This window comes from Beijerinckia sp. L45 (assembly GCF_009765775.1).
Lineage (GTDB): Bacteria > Pseudomonadota > Alphaproteobacteria > Rhizobiales > Beijerinckiaceae > RH-AL1.
This window is the reverse complement of the sequence record NZ_LMUU01000259.1, coordinates 14,767-33,061: the sequence shown is the minus strand read 5'-3', so window position 1 is coordinate 33,061 and position 18,295 is coordinate 14,767. Positions and strand designations below refer to the sequence as shown.

The 18,295-nt window shown below is 61.5% G+C and carries 14 protein-coding genes; 8 read left to right on the top strand and 6 right to left on the bottom strand.

The window, feature by feature from the left end; genetic code table 11:
- Together urtE and GSQ79_RS26350 are read left to right on the top strand one after the other, a co-directional pair.
- Nucleotides 1-583 (top strand): urea ABC transporter ATP-binding subunit UrtE (gene urtE, locus GSQ79_RS26355; protein WP_158811717.1); only part of this gene is annotated, 583 nt, incomplete at its 5' end.
- 719 nt (nucleotides 584-1,302) lie between these two features.
- Nucleotides 1,303-1,833 (top strand): sugar O-acetyltransferase, encoded by a 531-nt coding sequence (locus GSQ79_RS26350; protein WP_305764642.1) that lies wholly within the window; start codon nucleotides 1,303-1,305, stop codon nucleotides 1,831-1,833.
- A 43-nt stretch (nucleotides 1,834-1,876) separates the two neighbouring features.
- On the opposite strand, the gene GSQ79_RS26345 is transcribed toward GSQ79_RS26350, so the two are convergent.
- The 5 genes from GSQ79_RS26345 to GSQ79_RS26325 all read right to left on the bottom strand — a co-directional run bounded on the left by GSQ79_RS26345 (nucleotide 1,877) and on the right by GSQ79_RS26325 (nucleotide 8,781).
- Nucleotides 1,877-3,124: a LuxR C-terminal-related transcriptional regulator gene (locus GSQ79_RS26345; protein ID WP_158811715.1), complete on the bottom strand. Its 1,248-nt coding sequence runs from the start codon at nucleotides 3,122-3,124 to the stop codon at nucleotides 1,877-1,879.
- Between the two features lie 71 nt (nucleotides 3,125-3,195).
- Nucleotides 3,196-3,450, bottom strand: a complete 255-nt coding sequence (locus GSQ79_RS26340; RefSeq protein ID WP_158811714.1) for a hypothetical protein — start codon at nucleotides 3,448-3,450, stop codon at nucleotides 3,196-3,198.
- Between the two features lie 803 nt (nucleotides 3,451-4,253).
- On the bottom strand, nucleotides 4,254-7,001 hold the full coding sequence (locus GSQ79_RS26335) for an AMP-binding protein (RefSeq protein WP_158811713.1): 2,748 nt from the start codon (nucleotides 6,999-7,001) through the stop codon (nucleotides 4,254-4,256).
- Nucleotides 7,002-7,063: 62 nt separating this feature from the next.
- A complete protein-coding gene (locus GSQ79_RS26330; protein ID WP_158811712.1) occupies nucleotides 7,064-7,852 on the bottom strand; it encodes an FkbM family methyltransferase in 789 nt (262 codons plus the stop codon).
- Between the two features lie 17 nt (nucleotides 7,853-7,869).
- Nucleotides 7,870-8,781, bottom strand: a complete 912-nt coding sequence (locus tag GSQ79_RS26325; RefSeq protein ID WP_158811711.1) for a 3-keto-5-aminohexanoate cleavage protein — start codon at nucleotides 8,779-8,781, stop codon at nucleotides 7,870-7,872.
- 265 nt (nucleotides 8,782-9,046) lie between these two features.
- Between GSQ79_RS26325 and GSQ79_RS26320 the strand changes: the two genes are divergently transcribed.
- The 6 genes from GSQ79_RS26320 (at nucleotide 9,047) to GSQ79_RS26295 (ending at nucleotide 17,483) form a co-directional block, all read left to right on the top strand.
- Entirely contained in the window at nucleotides 9,047-9,856 is an 810-nt protein-coding gene (locus tag GSQ79_RS26320) for a sugar transferase (protein ID WP_368669983.1), read from the top strand.
- Nucleotides 9,857-9,928: 72 nt separating this feature from the next.
- On the top strand, nucleotides 9,929-11,344 hold the full coding sequence (locus tag GSQ79_RS26315; protein WP_158811709.1) for a hypothetical protein: 1,416 nt from the start codon (nucleotides 9,929-9,931) through the stop codon (nucleotides 11,342-11,344).
- Nucleotides 11,341-12,774, top strand: coding sequence for an O-antigen ligase (locus GSQ79_RS26310; protein ID WP_158811708.1), 1,434 nt, complete (start codon nucleotides 11,341-11,343; stop codon nucleotides 12,772-12,774). Before GSQ79_RS26315 ends, GSQ79_RS26310 begins: the two co-directional genes overlap by 4 nt.
- Before the next feature lie 239 nt (nucleotides 12,775-13,013).
- The gene (locus tag GSQ79_RS26305) at nucleotides 13,014-14,078 is read left to right on the top strand and encodes a glycosyltransferase family 4 protein (RefSeq protein WP_246725600.1); all 1,065 of its coding nucleotides are present in this window, start codon (nucleotides 13,014-13,016) and stop codon (nucleotides 14,076-14,078) included.
- Complete coding sequence (locus GSQ79_RS26300) at nucleotides 14,075-16,279, top strand: family 16 glycosylhydrolase (RefSeq protein WP_158811706.1); 2,205 nt, start codon at nucleotides 14,075-14,077, stop codon at nucleotides 16,277-16,279. Before GSQ79_RS26305 ends, GSQ79_RS26300 begins: the two co-directional genes overlap by 4 nt.
- Nucleotides 16,263-17,483: a polysaccharide biosynthesis/export family protein gene (locus GSQ79_RS26295; RefSeq protein WP_158811705.1), complete on the top strand. Its 1,221-nt coding sequence runs from the start codon at nucleotides 16,263-16,265 to the stop codon at nucleotides 17,481-17,483. Before GSQ79_RS26300 ends, GSQ79_RS26295 begins: the two co-directional genes overlap by 17 nt.
- Here the strand turns inward: GSQ79_RS26295 and GSQ79_RS26290 are convergent, their stop codons facing one another.
- Nucleotides 17,484-18,275 (bottom strand): glycosyltransferase, encoded by a 792-nt coding sequence (locus GSQ79_RS26290; RefSeq protein ID WP_158811704.1) that lies wholly within the window; start codon nucleotides 18,273-18,275, stop codon nucleotides 17,484-17,486.
- Nucleotides 18,276-18,295: the final 20 nt, after the last annotated feature.

The following is an 18,295-nucleotide window of genomic DNA, read 5'->3' as shown; positions in this document are numbered from 1 at the left end:
CGGCAAGAGCTCGTTGCTGCGCGCCATCATCGGGCATCAGCCGATCGCCAGCGGATCCATCGTTTGGAAGGGCGAGGACATCGCGCGGCTGCCGGCGCATGCGCGGGCGGCGCGCGGCATCGGCTACGTCCCTCAGGGCCGGGAGATCTTTCCGCTACTCAGCGTCAAGGAGAACCTGGAGACCGGCTTCGCGCCCGTAGCGCGCAAAAATCGCTTCATCCAGGAGGAAATCTTCGATCTGTTCCCGGTGCTACGGTCGATGATGGGGCGCCGCGGCGGCGACCTATCCGGTGGGCAGCAGCAGCAGCTCGCGATCGGCCGGGCGCTGGTGACACGGCCGACGTTGCTCGTGCTCGACGAGCCGACGGAGGGCATCCAGCCCTCGATCATCAAGGACATCGGCCGCGCCATCACTTATCTCCGCGACAAGGGGGACATGGCGATCGTGCTGGTCGAGCAATATTTCGATTTCGCCCGGGAGCTGGCGGACGACTTTATCGTGATGGATCGCGGCGCCGTCGTCATGACGGGCGATAAGGCGTCCATGGTCGAGCATGAGGTGCGGGCATACATGTCGGTGTAAACTCAGATGGCGCTCCGAGAGACTTGCACTCGTTTGATCGGCGATTTCCCCGTCTCTGCAGGCGGGCACGCCGCGACCGGATACCTTGGCGTGAAATCACTCTTTTACGGAAGATCGCCATCCGCGAATGCCTTGGCTCCTTGGCGAGCGCAGACATCCGAGACAAGACGCAATTCACCGACGACGGTGCCAATGCTTCTTGTCGGAAATATCGGCTGTTCCTCCGTGTAGCGGCTATGGCGAGGCGACTGCCGCGGCAGCGGTTGAGATCGGCGCCGGATCCACCAGTTCCAAGACGAGGAATGTCGCAGCTAGCACGACGACAAAGAGGCAGAAGACGTCCGGTCGCTTGCGTCGTACTTTCGGGATCAAGGTCGGCATCGCGTCCCCCTTTGCGACTTCCAGCACATCACATGGCTGCATAGGGGGCATCACTTACTTAGGTGACCACACGAATGCTTATTGCAGCGTAACGAAATTCACGTCCGGCGAAGGTCGCATGATGAATACGGGATCGCGCTAAAACTACTTTAGAAACAGACGCCAAGCTTCTCGTCTGAGTGATTTAACGAAGGCCGGAAGATCATATCGCGTCACTTGGCATATTGCCGATTTCCTTTTCGTAATGTCTGTTCAGGCAAACTTGCTGGATTAGGGTCTGAGGATCCGTCACCTGCAATTTTACAGCGTGAGGCGATATGCGAACGGAAAAGGAGCAGATGCTGGCGGGCGAGATGTACCGCTATGAAGGCCATGAGTTGGAACAGGCTCACAGAAGGGCCTGCGCCTGGATGGACCAATACAACAGCACACATCTCAGAAGTGTCGTCGAGCGGAATGAACTGCTTGGTCAATTAATGAATTCTGTCGGCCGGGGCGCTTTCATAAAGCCACCGTTTTTCTGCGATTACGGGTTCAATATCAGCTTGGGCCACGACACCTTCTTGAATTTCAACTGCGTGATCCTTGATCAAGCGACCGTATCCATCGGTGGTCAAACTCGCATCGGGCCTGGCGTTCAGATTTGTACAGCTGATCATCCACGCGACCCTGCCCAACGCCGGGATCGACTGGAGTATGCGAGGCCGATCGTTATCGGGGCGAATGTATGGATCGGGTCGGGTGCCCAGATCCTACCCGGCGTCACCATCGGCGACGACGCGATTATCGGCGCGGGCAGCATCGTGACGCGCGACGTTGCCAAAGGAGCGACCGTGTTCGGCAATCCCGCCCGATCCGCAGGACGCTGATCGGCTTGGCCGATCGCGCGGCACCATTCGGCTTCACAAGGGGCTAAAGGGCCTCGTATGCGGGAGGCTTGACGGCGGCGGTCATCATGCACGCCAATCGGATCAATTCGCTCTGACGGTTGACCTGTGTTTTTGCAAAGATATGGCGGAGATGCGTCGCGGCTGTATTCCTGGACACGGATAGAGACGTCGCCGCCTCGCCAAGATCCTTCCCTGCCAGCAGAGCGTCCAATAGGCGCGCTTCCGCGCCCGTCAAGTTGTAAGCCTTCGACAGGCGAGACGACCCGGAGACCGACCGTTGATCCACGACGCTTATGATCACGACGCATCCGACATTGCGCTTGTCTTCGAACATGGAATTTGAAGGATTGACCGGAAGAACGCTGAGGAGGATCGGGCGCACGCCATCCTTGATCAGCAGGACGTCGTTGGCTCGTGACGTGCCGGCGCCGCTTAAAGCCGCAGAAACGGCAGCTTGCAGGTTTCCGTCGCTTTCGGCATTGGCGCGCAACAATCCGCGTGCGGCCGTCAGCATCGTTCCATCGCGAAGAATTTCTTCGGCCGCTTCGTTGGCAAATTGGACATGCCGATTGCGATCGAGAAGGACGATCCCCGCCGAGAGCTTGGACAGCGCTTCTTCGAGCGCAGCTTCCCTGCTTTTAAGCCGCTCCAAACGCATCGTCACAGAAAAGGCTTTCATGAGCGCCGGAGCGACACGCGTGAGCAAGTCCTGAACATCGTCGTCCGCATCGCCGGTTCCATCCGGCCTGACCAAGGTCAGCGGAACATAGGCCGATCCAGAGCGATGAAGGACGAGCGTGATGGGGCAGCAGAGTCCTTGAGGCCGCGCCCATCCATTATAGAATTCCGTCTTTCGAAACGCGGTCGTACCTATGACCATTCCGTTCGTGACGATCGCGCCGGGCCGCATCGTCGGCGCGATCTTGAAGAGAGGGTTCATCGGCAAATAATGGTGCCACGTCCGCGCCACATGATCCGGATCGAAACCGAAATATGTGATGGGAGCGCCTGTGCCGCTCTTGGGATCTTCGATCGTGAGCCCGCCCGCGACAGAGCCCGTAAAGCCTGCCAGCATTTGAACGACATTGAGCCATCGCTCCGGCGCCAACGCCGCTTCGTTGATTTCACACAGAAGGTTCAGGTATTCGTTTTCATTCATGGCCATCGAGGCAATATCTCGCCGGACGTATTCCTTTAGCATAACTACACATATGAAAACGTCAATGCCTTCGGCGAGCCCATTTCTTCGCCTCGTCAGGATTGCTTCCAAGATAACGCCGCTACATTAACGGCAATTTTATTACTATTTTGGCCACGTTATTTGATACTAATCCGTATTGTTTATCTGTCGCTAAGCAATTCGTGTACGGCGACGTCCGCTATGGCTTGCGCATCAAGTCGCACGTTTTCAACCTCAAACTGCCTTGCTACTCGCAAGATCACGTTGGCAACGCTACTGGCCGCCGTTTTTGTTCCGATCTTCTCAAGATCGACGAAATTGCTCACCCGCTCTTGAGCGTCCAGTAAAACTGCCGTCTCCCATGGGTGGAATATTTTGCCATTTCCGTCCAACTCTTTCCAGACGTCGGGCGGCAAGAGCTTTCTTGCTTGTCTCGAATACATCTTTCGTCCCCCAAGACTTTATATGAAAGAATGCGCATCGTAGAGTTGGCGAAAGCGAGATCATGGAACCGCGATCCGCCTACACACTGTGTCTAGAAACGACATACTAATCAGCGCCGCATCACCCGTTTGCATGAGTATCACATAGGCAGTTGCGGGTTCTCAGCGTCGGCACCGGAAGAGTCTTCGCAAAAAGATCGGGGCCAATCTATTCGGCACGACATGTATTGTCGCTAACACTTTGAATTTAAACAATTTCGAGAGTATTTTGTTTGCCCAAACGATCGACCGGGCGCGCTTCCGTGACTGGGATGTCTTGCGCGCAATCCTCGCCAGACTTTCGGAAGCCCCACAGGTCCGATCCGTTGATCAAGTACACTCACCCAAAGCGCATCGGACCAAGGCGTCGCGCTGATGCTCAAAGCTACCCGCTGCAAAGCGCTGTTGGGAGAAAAAGACTCTGAAGAGCAATGACTGGGCCGTATTGGCACTCCCGGCACAATGTATGCCGACACCAACGGCGCGTCGAAACGCGCCCGACCGCTGTGCCCACACACCCCCTCATGTCGACTCGGCACCGCAGATGCAATGATTTCTTACGTATTTAAATCGAAGTATGAAGCATATTTAATCAGATGCATATCCGATTATCGTTCTGCAATTTGCAAAAAAAATATAGAATCCTATATCGCTGATGATTCATATTTTATTTGGAGAATTTTGGAGAAAAATGGAGATTTACGCGTGGATCGCTCGATCCGACTGCGTTTAAATCGCTAGTGGCCCTGACGGCTTGAATACGCTAGTTTGGGATAATGCTCTGCCGGAGGAATGGTTTTAATAAATTGCGCACACAGCTCGGCCCGGTAGGGCAGCCGCAGCATCGTGACGTGGTTACCCTCCACGTTGCGCACGACGACTTCTTCGAAATGTCTGCTCCATCCCAGATCACGTCCGACGCCGTGTCGTGATTCTTTCGAGCGGAACACATAGATCTTCGTTGATAAGCGGATCGCCTTATGAGCGGTGATCCACTTCTTCAGGGCCTGCATCTGCAAGGCTTCACAGATTTCCATATTGAGGGCGAAGATCGCTGATTCCGGTAGTCGCAGCCTGGCCTTTGAACGGGCCAGCCTTTGCAGGATGTGTCTGTCGCGGGAGCTGGCGGCCCACAGCGCGAAAAGCTGGCAAGCGCGCTGCGCAAAAGACTGTTTGCGCCGGAGAAGCCCTGAAACGCTTCTGATCGTTCGCCAGACTGGCATGGCGTGATGTGTCAATCGACCGGGCGCGACGTTCGCGTCGATTGCGGCAAACCACTCGATCTGCCGGCTGCGCGATATCAAGCGCAGCGCGACCTCGTAGCCGACGGCGCCGCCTAACGAGTAGCCGGCCAGACGGATTGGTCCGGTGGGCGATTTCGCAAGAATCTGGTCCATCACGCTGTCTGCAATGGCTTCGATCGTCATCGCTGCGGCCAGCATGTCTTGCCAGGATGGGTATTTTAAAACGACAAAAAGAAAATGTTTTGCGAGATCGGCGCGAAAGGCGGCAAGGGACGGTGAATCCCCCGTCAGCCCCGGACACAGGAAAACTAGAGGCCTGGCATCGCCGGGAGTGTCGTTGCCCCGCCGGATTGCGGCGATGACGGCTTCCATGGCGGCGACACTCATCGTCACGTCGAAGGACTCCAGAGCTAATTCGTGTCCCACGGCCTTTTCAAACTCGAAGACGAGACGCAGAAGGCTTAACGAATCGCCGCCCGCCTGATCCCATGTGATCGCCGCCGGCAGCTTCCTTCGCCGCAAGACACGCATCCAAGCAGCGGAAACGATGCCGTCCGCGCTCATCGCCGATATCTCTAAAGCCGCGCCGGCGCGCGTCTGTTGCGCTCTGTCGAGGGCGGCCAGCGTTACCGTGTCGACCTTGCCGCTCGGAAGTCGCGGCAGCGACGGCATGGTGTGAAAGCGCGCGGGATGCCACGCGAGGGGCACCGCCATCCGCAACTGCCCCCGGACCGCTTCTTCGGCTCCCGCGGCGTCCGCTTCGCCGACCGCGAGAAAGCCGATAATCGATATCGACGAGCCATCTGAGACCGGCAGCACGATGGCATCGTCCACGTCGGAGGCCGCGCGCATCGCGGCCTCGATCTCGGCCGGCTCGACGCGCCGGCCGTTGATCTTGATCTGACGATCTTTTCGCCCGAGCGCCTCAAGTAGACCATTCGCGGAACTGCGTACGATGTCACCCGTGCGCAGGATCCGACACCCGGCGGCGTCCGTCTGGCCGTTGTCGGGACGGCAGGCTCCATCACGCCACGCGCCCAGGGCAACGAACGGGCTGCGAATGACCAGCTCGCCATCGAGCCCAGGGTCGACGGGGCAGCCATCCTCGTCGACGATGGCGTAGTCGACACCCGGAAGCATGTAACCGATCGATGGGGCGGCGCCCCGGCGACTTGGATCCCGCGATGCGAACCTTTGCGACCCCGTCGTCTCCGTCGACGAGTATCCAACCTGGACGAACGCCGCTTCCGAAAGCGTTCGGTGGAGGAGATCGACATCGCTCCATGTGACCTTCTCGCCCCCAAGTCGAACCACCCTCAGGCTAGCGAAGTCGACACGCGGCTCGTCCGATCCGATCAGCACGCGCATCAGGCTCGGAACCGCATAGAGCAGCGTGACACTCTGCTCCCGGATGAGACGCCGGGTGTTGCCGATCCCCTGGCGTTCGGGATCGGCCATCCACAGCGTCGCGCCCGAAAGCAACGCCGAAAAGATCTCGCGCGTCCCCGCGATCGTACAGGGCGAGGTAAGACATAAGACAACGTCGCCTGGACCGATGTGTGATGCATTGACCTGCTGAACGACGCGTTGCAGCACCGCGCGCTGCGCGTTGACGATGCCTTTCGGCTTGCCCGTGCTCCCCGACGTGTAGAGGACGATGGCGGGCGCGTCGCCATCGACAGGTGTATCGGAGCCCTCGGCCTGTCCCTGCGCAGGCAATGCTTCCATATCGAGGTAAAGCGCGTCCGGGCAAAGGCCCGCAGCATCGCGGCCACGACTAACCACGCAGTCTGGTGCGAACTCCGCCAGGATCGCTGTGTTGCGGTCCTCGGGATAGATGGGATCAAGCGCGGCATAGATCCTCCCGGCCGCGAGGCACCCAAGCATCGCGACCGGATACCAGGCGCCGCTGGGCTGCAGGATCGCGACCCGCCCGCTCTCTGGCGTTGCCATCCGCAAAGCGCGCGCCAGGTGCAGCGCAAGCTCCATGACGCGCGCCCGGGTCAGCACATTTGTTCCGTCTTGGACGGCGATGCCCTCGGGATCTTGCTCGACCGCTGCGGCAAATGCTGCGAACAAGGAGCGGGACGGGAGATCCTCCGGCAGCGCGACGAACGGTGTCTGCGGTCCGTTCAGGTCCAGCGCGACGTCGGGCGCCGGCGTCCAAGACTGGCGTCGCGTCTCCGGCACGTTCCCACTGGTTTGCTCGGACGCTCCCGGTCTGCGCGCTCCTTCAAACATGGTCGGCGGTTCCTCTGAAGCACCAGGATGGGGTTTGACGGCAATGGCGTGATTGCAGGCGATCAGTGCGCGAGAATATGAGCGATGCGCCGCCTGATATCGGTTGGGCGCCGTTCGTTCGGGATGAAGAGAAAGTTGTTGACGTAAGGAATAGACCGACGCGCGACGTTGTCCGGGAGATCCACGAGGACTGCCGGATCCTGAAGCGACGGCGCGAAGTCCGCGACGTCGTACAGGTGCCGATTGAACACGAAAAACCCGTCGTAACTACGCTGCGCAAAGAAATCGAACACGTCGGACACCGTACCGCTACAATGCCGATCCTCCGCTTCGATGATCGCGATGGGCCGTTGCACCTCAATCAATTTGCGCGCGCCGCACAGGACCTTGAGCTCGTGGCCTTCCACATCAACTTTGATGAAACCCACTTCGTCCAAATCCATGGAATCGAGAGCGGCGGATTCGACCGGAATCGTCATGCATTCGGACGGGTCTCTGCGTTCGTCGATATAAGCCAACCCTTCATCCTGGCGCCCACCGACGATCGGAACATGCAGGATCACTTGGCCCGGGCCGTCCGAGATCGCGATTTGCTCAACCGTTACGTTGTTCGGCAAGGCCGCGCGCAGAAGCCGGGCGAGCCGTGGATGCGGCTCGAAGGCATGGACGTGCCGAGCGAGCGCCGACAGAAGTGCCGTATAACGCCCGACGTTCGCCCCGACATCGATCGCGTCCAAAGCGGGCGACACTAGAGCTGGGAGAAGCTCCATCTCGGTTTCGTCGTGGCGATCGCGCGCGTGAATCAATCGAAACGAAGTGCGCGGAAACGCGTAGTGCGCTGCGCTGCGCACGATTGTTGCCGTTCGCCCTAGCATCGACTTTCCTCCAAATGACGCTGCCCTCCGGTCCAGCGACTGCGAACGCGGTCGTGGCCTTTCGGCCGCGATTTTGCACGATCGGGCAGTCCAAGGATGTCCCGTGCTTCGTCCGTTGTGGCCGGCCGCAGCCCATGACGGTCGATGGCCTCGCAAGCGAGCGAGACGAGATGCGCGTTGCTTCGCGCCCGCTCGGTTTTCGAAATTCGTATATTGTCCTCGAGTCCCGTCCGCACGGCGTCGGCGCCACGTGATAGCGCCCAATCCATGACCTCGCTCTGATGGCGGCCGATGCCCGCCGCCGTCCACGTCGCCATGGGAAACAGCGGCTCCGCCTCATCGATCAGGAGGTCGAGCAGACGTTCGATTGCCGGCATCGCATTGCGGATCCCCATCACGAACTGAAGGTGCGGCCGATCGTCGATCAAGCCGGCGTCGGCAAGCCGCCGTGCGCCGTGAAGATGCGAGAGATCGAAAATTTCGATCTCCGGTTTGACGCCGAATGCCTTCATCGACGACGCGAGCTGGTCGACCAGCCCGACGTGGTTCTCATAGACAATGGTCGGAAAGTTGACCGAGCCTGTCGACAGAGAGGCCATGTCGGGGGCGTGAACCAGCGCGGATCCTCGCATGGCGGGATCGCGGCCTCGGCCGCCGGTCGAGAACTGGATGATCATGCCGGGGCAGTGGCGCAGAACCCCGTCCTGGACGGCCGCGAAGCGATACGGATCCGACGACGGCGTCTCGTCATCCTCGCGGACGTGGATGTGGACCAGCGTCGCCCCGGCCTCGTAGGCCTCGTGGGTCGACTCGATCTGCTCGGCCACTGTTATGGGAACAGCTGGGTTATCGGCTTTCCGCGGCACCGAGCCGGTGATTGCGACTGCAACGACGACGGGTTTCATGAGGATACTCCGTGATTAACCTGCAGGGACCAATCCCGTCCAAGCCGTCATCCGCGGATCCCGTGACCGGCGGCGATCCAAAGGTCCTTCAAATTGAGACTCATAGCCACTGCAACGATGACCTAGCTCGATTGGTCTAGTCCGCTTGCGCGCACCGGTGCCGCAAAGGCGGTCCTACGCCTTCTGGCTGGCTTCGCGGAAGCGCTCAAGGGTGCTGGGGCGTAGTCCCCATGAGCATTTGAAACGCTCCGCTGCCAATGTCTGAATGGGCCAGGGTCATCTGACCCGACGCGATATCCGAGCAACGCTGGAGTTGGACATGAGTGGGCACCAAACCGTTCCGTCGGACTTTTCGGTTCCTTCGATCGTGCCAATACATGCGACGCATAGCGCGATCGCGTCAGGTCGGCTCGCCGATTCCAAGACCGCGGCGACGCGAGGCCTCAGCGCCCGTGCTCTGTCGCGGCTGGATGCCGTTGCGAAACGCACGATCGATGTCGTGCTCGCCTCGCTGCTCCTGCTGTTGCTTGCCCCTCTTATGTTGATTATTGCTCTGCTCGTGGCAATCGACGGTGGCCCGGTCCTCTTCAGTCATGAGCGGCTGGGTTCCGGCCTCCAGACGTTCGGCTGCCTGAAATTCCGAACGATGATCCTCGGGGCCGAACCATGCCTCTCGGAATACCTGGGCTACCATCCCCTCGCGATGGATGAATGGAAGGCGCGGCAGAAGCTCGATTTCGATCCGCGCATAACGCCGATCGGCGGCTTCTTGCGCCGCACCAGCCTTGATGAGCTACCGCAGCTGGTGAATGTCATATGCGGCAACATGAGCCTTGTCGGTCCGCGGCCGATCACCATGAAGGAGGCCGTCCGCTACGGTGACGACCTTTCCCTTTATGCCAGGGTCAGGCCAGGCATAACGGGATTGTGGCAGGTCAGCGGACGCAACGACATCGGCTACGAAACCCGTGTCGCCCTTGATGGCCAATATGTTCGAAGCCGTACCATTATCATGGACGCGATCATCCTCGCTGCGACACCGCGGATTGTGCTTTCGCGGCAAGGCGCACGATGACGTTTCTAGCGCCTCCGCCAGGTTGCACTCCATTTGGAGGTCGGATCGATGTCAGCTGACCGAACTGGAATCGTGAGGCAAAGCCCAGGACACAGCCTGACACGTGCCGGACAGCCTGGTGTTCGGGACGCCTCGGGCCTGCGCGGCGACCCTGCGTATCCGGCGATCGTGGACGACGTCGCGGCGGAGACATCGACCGACACCGTTCAAGCCTGGTTCCAAAGATTTGCGCCATTTGCCGCCGGATTTTTTGCGGTTGTGATCGCGGCCATGCTCGCCTGGCCGCTTCTTCCCCGGCGCTATGAGGCATCGGCTTCGATCGTCCTGCTGCCGGACAAGAATAACGATCCGTCATCGTCAACACGCCCGCTCCAACCTGCACCCGACGACAACGCGATCCAGTCCGATGTCGATTTCATCGCATCGCCTGCGCTTGCTAAGATCGTTATCGCGACGAATGGGTTGATGACCGATCCGGAGTTCGCGGCCCCGCCCGGCTTTGCCGGAACATTGGCGACCTTTGCGCCGGTCCTCGCACCGCTCCTGCCGCCGCGGCAACCGCCTGCGGAGTCCATCGTCAGGGCGCGGCTTCAGGCGCGTTTGAAGGTATCGCGCGACCGCCGCTCCTATACCGTGACATTCGGCTATTGGTCTGCCGATCCCGTAAAGGCGGCGACCCTCACGACGTCGCTCCTGAGCCTTTATATGGCCGCCCAGGGTGACCGCAAACGCGATGCCGTCCGCCGCACGACAGGATGGCTCGACGAACGTGTCGCGCTTTTGCGGTCGCAATATCAAAGCGCCGACGCAGCGGTCCGCAGCTTCTTGGAAACCAGCAACCTGATCGATACGGGCGCGCAGGCTTCGCTCGATCATCAACTGAACATGCTCAGCACGGCGATGGCCCAGGCGAAGGCGCAGGTTGTCGAGACGACAACCCGCGCCGCGATGCTTCAGGCGATGCAAGCGGCGAAGACGATCGAGAATGCACCCGATATTCTCCTGTCGCCGGCCATCCAGAAGTTGAAGGAAGCCAGGGCGGCGGCTCTCGCGAAGCCGGGGATCTGGGCGCCGGAGGCGCAGGCCATCGACGATCAGCTGGGAGCGGAGTCGGCACGGATCGTTGCCGGCGCAGTCGCCGAGTCGCGCGAATGGATCGAGCGCACCAGTCGCCTGGACGCGGAGGTCCGATCCGTCCGCGCCGAGATGACAGCGCGCACGCGCGCCCAACTACACCTCGAGGATCTGCAGCGCGATGCGAAAGCCACGAAATCGGTGCTCGAAGAAACACTCGTCCGCCTGAACAATCAGACATCGCTGTTGCGTGCGGTGGCGCCCGACGTCGAGGTCATCGCGGAACCGGAGCCCCCCCTCACGGCGGCATTCCCCAATCCTTTGCTCGGTTTCATCGGGACGCTTCTTGCCGCCTGTCTGACTGGCGCAGTTACGATGTGGCGTGCTCCGCTTCTCGCGCGGGTCTTCGCATGACCCTCAGCTATCCGTTGGTCGCATTGGACCGTCGAACCTGGGCCATCGACTTGTCGGTTGCGGTCGCGGCAGGTCTTCTCTGGGCGCTGGCGCTGGCCGCAGCACCCGCGCTCGGACCGTGGGCTTATTTCGCGCCGGCGATCCTTGGGATTTTGATGGCGGCGATCGGCGCGGCGGCCCTGGCCATCTTCGGAGGTCCGCGCGCCATCGTGGCAATGATCGCGTTCGCGGTTTTGGTCCCCAATCTCAGCTTCCGTGATCGGGCCTTGGGGGAGACCGGGCTTGATTGGCAGAACGGGATCAAGCTGGCGGCATGGAGCGTGATGCTCATGATGGCGGTTCGCACCCGTCATCTGATCTGGAAGGCGCTTCGTGATCCGGGGATCGCGCTTGCCGCGTTGTTCGGATGTTTAAGCTTCGCTTCGGCCCTATGGTCCCCTGTGCCAGGTTACACCGTCGCCTGCGCCGTCGGCAATCTGGCATGGCTCAGCCTTGCCGTGATCGCCGCCGCATCGTTGCCGACGGCGGCATTCTGTCGGGCGCTACTCTGGGCGCTTCTCGTCGAAATCGTTCTGGCGCTCGCCGCGAGCGTCTTTGCGCCGGATTTCGCCTGGATGCCGCCATCCTACATGGAGACGGACTTCCGTCTTCGCGGCCTCTCGGGCCACCCCAATCTTTTGGCGCAACATGCCGCGCTGCTCATGCTGGCCCTGCTTTCGGTACAGGATTCGAAGCCCCTCGGCAGAGTCTCGATGGTCAGCGTGTTGCTGCTTGCCTCCCTTGCCTTAATCCTCAGCGGAAGCCGCGTGACGATCCTCGCGATCGGTCTTGCGTGGCTGCTCACCGAAATCCGAAGCCACAGGGCCGCGCCGCACCTTCTTGTAGGTTTGGCCGGCGTCGTCATTGTCGGCGTGCAAATTCTGATTGCGGCGCCGGACCTAGGATCGATCCTCGGCGCGTTGAGCCGGACCGGCAGCGCATCGGAGATAACGACGCTGACGGGCCGCACGGACCTCTGGCAGATCGCTTGGGAGCATTTCCTCGAACGCCCGCTCTTCGGCTGGGGATTCAACGGGACTGAGCAATTGATGGCGGATAGCGTCGGGCGATCGTTCGAAGGCAACGCGGTGAACGCACACAACGCCGTGCTGCAAAGCCTCATGAGCCTTGGGCTTGTCGGATCAATTCCCGTCCTCGGTCTTTTTCTGATGCTGATCTATCGATGCATCCGGTTCCCCGACAGGATCAGAGACCGCCTGCTCATCTATCTGGTCGTTCTCGGTTTCGGCGAGGCTGAGCCGCTCTCTGTTCCCATGGTCCTCAGCTTCCTCCTATTCTGGTGTTTGGCCCGCGATGGAGTGAAAGAGAGGCCGGCGGCCGCGATACCAGGCTCGATCCCGACCGGGATCGGGGCAATGGTGTCGCCGTGATTTTGATCCGCGAACGCCGCCGCGCCCGGGCCCACCGACAACAGGCACCGCATGCCATGTCGTCCGTCGGAACGCTTGGGCCGAACGCGCAAGAGGGCCGACCCACGCCGTGCCTTCCGACGGGCGCCGCGGAGGGCGTGCCGCTCAGGCTGCTTTTATGGCATTGGGGGCGCGTTGGTGCGGCAGCGAAGTTCACCTTCGAGCTGGCCCAAGCGTTGCACGCAACGGAAGGCGTCGCGTTGAGTATCAGTTTCTCCGAAACATCCGATCTCGAACGACTTTGTACGGTGCTTCCCGCTATTCCGTCCGATCCGGTGAGGACATTCCGCGGCCGCAAAGGCAGCTTCGGTGGCAGCACAGCAGCCTTTTTCGGCATGCTCGGGACCATCGCCCGCGCCCGGACTTTCGCGCGGATTCTGACGGCGCGCAGCCCCGGCGTGATGATCTGCACGTTCCAGTCCATATGGGACCTTGCCGCCTTGCCGGTGCTGCGCAAAACTGCTGGGCGCTGCATTCTGATCCTGCACGACGCTGCATTTCGTTCCGGCGATCGCTATCCCTTGCGCTCTGCGATCTTGCGTTGGCAGGTCGCAGAGGCGGACGCTCTCATCGTGTTGACCGACCAAGTTGGCCGCGACGCGCAACGCGTGTTCAAGTTCCCAACAGATAGGATTTGGACGGTGCCCCATGGACAATTTGTCTTCGGCAACCAAGACGCAAGGGCCAGAACGCTTCCCGCGTTCCGGCGGATCCGTCTGCTCTTTCTGGGGCGAATCGTGGCCTACAAAGGGCTTGTCCTGTTGCTCGAGGCCTACACGACACTGCGTGCGCAGGGAGCCCCCGTCGATCTCGCGATCGTTGGCGACGGGGATCTCGGACCCTACCGAAACGCTCTTGCAAAAGCGGAAGGCGTGACGATCGTCAATCACTGGCTCGACGATCAGGAAATCGCAGGCGCTTTACGTCGCGCCGATATCGTGGTGCTCCCCTACGTCGCCGCGTCGCAATCGGGCATTGCCGCGGCCGCCTTCGCCGCCGCGCTTCCGGTGGTGGCAACGCCGGTCGGCGGTCTTACCGAACAGATCCGCGATCGCGAAACGGGGATTTTGGCAGACGCGGTCACGGCCGTGGCGCTTGCCGATGCCATTGTCACGCTGGTCCACGATCCAGAGCTGTATAGTCGCTGCTCGGCAGGTGCGCTTCGCCATGCCCGCGACGACCTTTCATGGTCTCGCGTGGCCGCGCGCGTCGCGGCGATCGCGGCCGACGTGGCGCAACGCCCGAAGCGCGGGGCGATGCCATGACCGGGACGGCATTCGGCGCCAACCCTATTCCGGTCAGCCGCCTCCACGCACTTCGCGACGCCCGCGCCCTGCGTTGGCTCGGCCACAGAGGCAGCTACGTCGTCGGCGTCCCTCTCCTTTCGGTTCTCGGCTTCGCGACCACGCTTTACATCCCGCGCCTGATCAGCCCGGCGGAGTTCGGCGCCTATGCCCTGCTTTTGAATATCTATCGCTATGCGGGACGCGGCGATCTCGGCCTGTCGCAACTGGCTGATCGGCGCCTGGCTTTTGGCGCCGACGGGCAAGACGCCGGCCGCATCCTCAAGGCTCGCTTTCGATTGGGATTGCTGACCCTGGCGCTCATCGTCCTCCTGGGCGTCATCGGACTAGCGATGTCCGGTCGCGCGGCCGTCCTCGATACGACGCTGGCAGCAGCCGCAGGCACCTGCGCGATGATGGCTGCCGGCCCCTCGTCGATCTATCGCGCCCGCGGGCAGGTCTGGGAATATACCGTTCTGTCGTTTGTCTTCAGCATCGGCTTCATGGTGCCGCGCCTCGTCGGGGTTGAGCTCGCCGGCGTGACAGGATGCTTTGCCGCCCTGCTCTGCTGGTATGCCGTCACCGCCGTCGTGTCAGCCTTGCGGTTTGCCCCGCTCCTCGCATCGTCGACGGTGCCAGGACAATTTCGAAACACTCTTCGCGCCGCGCTGCCCTTGTTCGTGTTTGCTGCCGTCTGGACGCTTTACCTGTCCGCGAACCGCTGGGTCTCGGCGGCTCTGTCGACGCCGAACGACCTGGGCCTGTTCTCGCTCGGTGCCAACATGTCCATGGCCGCGATCACGACCTTCGCCTCGATCGGCGACGTGCGCTACCCGCACTGGCTGAACCGACTGGCGCGCGCCGAACCGGGCAGCGAGTCCGGCGCACTCGAACGCGAGGGCATGCTGATGGCGTTGGTGCTGGCGATCGCCGTGGCCCTGTGCATTCCTCTGGCCGGGCGCGTGGTCACGGTTGCCTTTCCTGCCTATGGCGGGGCTGCGCCGGCGGCGGTGGCACTTGCCATTGCGACGGTGCCGCTGGCGATTGTTGCCTGGTTTCTCCCGATCGCCATCGCGGCAACGGCATCACCGCTTCGCGACTCCGCCGTCGTGTTCCTGCCGGCCACGCTGGTTCTCATCGTCGGCATGACTGCCGGCAACGCCCTTGGATCGATCGAAGGACAGGCATGGGGCTGCTTCTGCTCGTCGCTGGCGGCGCTCTCCGGTCTGGCCCTTTGCCTGCGCCGCATGAAAATCCTGCACACAGGCGCAGCGGTCCGTTTCGTCGTGGTGCCCTCAGCCCTGCTCGTGCCGGTCGTAGGACTCGCAATGATAATCGGCCCCCACGACGGAACGGCCATGGCTGCAGGCCAGGAAGCACCGGCTCAAGGCCCTCCCGCCGGCTGGCGGATCGCCTTCGCCGATGATTTCACCACCTTGAACATGTGGGACGGAATCCACGGCATTTGGGAGCCGCGCTATCCCTGGGGCGGGCGGACAAATCCGACCGCCAATGAGCTCGAATATTACGTCGATCCGCGACCACAACATGAGACGGCGCCGCTTCGTGTCCTCAATCCTTTCTCGGTCGACGCCCGCGGCTTGACAATCACCGCGCGTCCGATCCCCGACCAGGATCGAGCCAGCGTGAAGACGCTCACCTACGCCTCAGGGCTTCTCAACAGCCTCCATGGGTTCAGCTTCACCTATGGCTACGTCGAGATGCGGGCGAGCGTGCCCCGGGGGCAAGGCCTCTGGCCTGCGTTCTGGCTGCTCCCCGTCAAACGCATCTGGCCGCCGGAAATCGACGTCATGGAGGTCATCGGCAGCGAGGACCGCCAGTTCTGGGCGACCCTCCACAAGGGGACGGCACCAGCCGTCGTGCAGTTCCGGATCGAAACGGACGAACTCTACGACACGATGCACACTTACGCCGTGCTCTGGGATGCCGACGCGATCGCCTGGTATTTCGACGGCCGGCGTGTCGCTTCAACCCCGACGCCCGCCGACTTCCATCAGCCGATGTACCTGCTGGTGAACCTCGCGGTCGGCGGCTCTTGGGCGGGTGCACCCGATATCACGACGCATTTTCCCGCCCGTATGACGATCGCGAGCATCCGGGTTTATCAGCCCGCCACGGGCTTAGCCGACACCTGGAGGACGGACCGTGATCAAGATCGATAGGTCGGCGCCCATTGCGCTGCTTTCGTTCGCGGCGTTCACCCTCGCTGCGGTCCTACCAGCCTCGGCCGAGTACCGGCTCGGCAGCGGCGATGTCGTCGAGCTCGCGGTGTTCGGCGTCGCCGATTTCAAGCGCCGTGCGACGGTGAATGTGGACGGCGATATTTCGGTGCCCTTTCTCGGCGAGGTCCACGCCGCCGGACTTACACTCGATGGCCTGCGCAAGACGCTCGCCGACGATCTGGCGAAGACCGGCACGATGCGAAGCCCCGACGTGACCCTGGAACTGGCGGAGTATCGGCCCTTCTTTATTGGCGGCGACGTCGCGCGCCCGGGGGCCATTGCTTACAGGCCGGGGCTGACGGTGCGCCACGCCGTTGCGCTTGCCGGCGGCTACGACGCGCTTCGCTTCCGTGCCGAGAACCCGCTGCTTTCAGGACCCGAGTTCCGCAGCCAATATGAGTCGCTCTGGGCCGATCTAGTGCGGCACGAAGCCCGCCGCATCAGCCTGCAGGCCGAGATCGACGGTAAGACCGCGATTGATATGGACACCCTGGACAAGGCCCCTCTCGATCCGAACATCATCCGGGAGATCGCCGATCTGGAGCGAGCAGACCTCAAACTTCGCATCGCCGCGCGCGGCCGAGATCTGGCGTTTCTCACAAAGTCCTTTGCACAAACGAAGGCCGACGTCGCAGCATTGGAAGTCGCCATTGCGGACCAGACCGCCGCGATCACCCAGCAGCTGGCCGCGGCAGGCCGGACGCGCGACGGTCAGCTCCGAGGCATCATAGCCGCCGCGCGTGTCGACGAGGACAGCCGCTCGTTGGCGGTGCTTCGCAGTCAGCAGGTCGAGGCTACGAGCAGGCTGGCTCAGGCGACCAAGGAACGCGACGACCTGGGCAAGCGGATCGATGGTTTTGCCGACGATTATCGCGCGAAGGTGGGGCGCGAGCTGCAGGAGGTCGTGGTGGAGTTAGAAAAAGGGCGCAGCCAGATCCGGAGTGCCGGTGAGAAACTCATCTATACCGGAGCCTTGAAAGCCCAGCTTCGCGGCGAAGCCGCAGGCCCGCAAATCGTCATCTATCGCACCGTCGATGCCACCAAGACACGCATCGACGCGGCGGCGGACGCCGACGTCCTTCCCGACGACATGATCGAGATCGTCATCCGGCCCGAACAAATGGTCGTCGCGCCGGTGCGGTGATCAGGTCCGCACAAGCGCATAGAGCTGGCTCCGCATCGCGCCGGACGCGATACGGAAGACGCCGTAGAGCGTCGTGATGACGATGAATTCCGCATTTGTCATGAAGCCGATACGTCGGCATTCGGCGCGGAAACCGATCTCACGAAGGAGATAGGGAAAGCCACCCCGTCTGGCGCGCTGCTGCAGACTGGCGCGAACCTGCATGAGCACTTTCGGGATGACGTGGAATTTCGCACCAGCCATGGCAAGCCTGACATAGAGATCATAGTCTTCGAGCATGCCAAACTTGCTGCGATAGCCGCCGATTTCGCGGAGCGCTTTTGTGCGGATCAGCACGCTTGGATGGACGATGACATTCCGCCAGCGCAGTGCCGCAAGAATATCCGCATGCTCGGTCGGCGAAATCTTCATCTGCGAGCGCCTGCCATCGGCATAAAAGTCCTCGGCCCATGACGCGACAACGTCGACTTCCGGATGTGCCGATGCATAGGCCGCTTGGATCGCAACCCGGTCCGGTGCGCAGACGTCGTCGCTGTCCATTCGCATCGCCAAACTGCAGGAGCAGGCTTTAAGCCCATCGTTGAGGGCCACGGCCAGACCGCCACTTCTCTCGCGACGGATCAGGGTGAGACGAATCGAACTGGTGGCGAGCTCCGCTATGACGGCCTCTTGCCCGGCGTCGATCGGACCGTCGATCACGAGCACCAGCTCGCGCGGAAGAATGGTTTGCTGTGTGATACTTTCGAGGCATTGTTTCAGGTTTGTAGCCGTCTCGCCAGCGTAGGTCGACATGAGGACGCTGACATCGGCAA